The following is a 533-nucleotide window of genomic DNA, read 5'->3' on the forward strand; positions in this document are numbered from 1 at the left end:
GTACGGTCTACGTGCCTGCAGCCCAGGTAGCGCCAGCACTGAAAACAGATGCCGGTAAACTCACTGAAACGGCACAATTGCAAGGCCCACAGGCTGAGCAAGACAAGGCAACTTACAAGGTCTGGCACAAGAATGATGCAGTAGACGGCCCTGCGGGCAAATACTTGGTCAACAACGAAGGTCAGGTGATGTATCTGGTTGACCCTGGCATCAACGGCACCTACAACAAACGGCCAGACGGCTCAGAAGTGAAGAAATACGATGCACCGAAAGCCGTGCTGATGTCCTACATCATTAAAGGCATCCTGGATCAGCAATTGCCATGGACGCTGGTACTGTTCGGCGTCATGATTGCGCTGGTACTGGAAATGGCAGGCATACCTTCGCTCGCATTTGCTGTTGGCGTGTATCTGCCTCTGTCGTCTTCTGCGCCCTTATTTGTAGGTGGCATGATACGCTGGCTGGTGGACCGACGTAACAGCAAACTGGATCAGTACAAAGATCTGAATGAAGAAGAAATGCAGGCTGCTGGT

General features: G+C 52.2%; 1 protein-coding gene. It reads left to right on the forward strand.

The genetic code is table 11. The annotated features are described in order from the left end of the window. Window positions 1-533: OPT/YSL family transporter (locus KDM89_RS19470; protein WP_212689552.1), on the forward strand; the 533-nt coding region annotated here is incomplete at both ends.

Origin of the sequence: Cognatundibacterium luofuense (genome assembly GCF_018139685.1) — a bacterium.
GTDB lineage: Bacteria > Pseudomonadota > Gammaproteobacteria > Burkholderiales > Burkholderiaceae_D > Undibacterium > Undibacterium luofuense.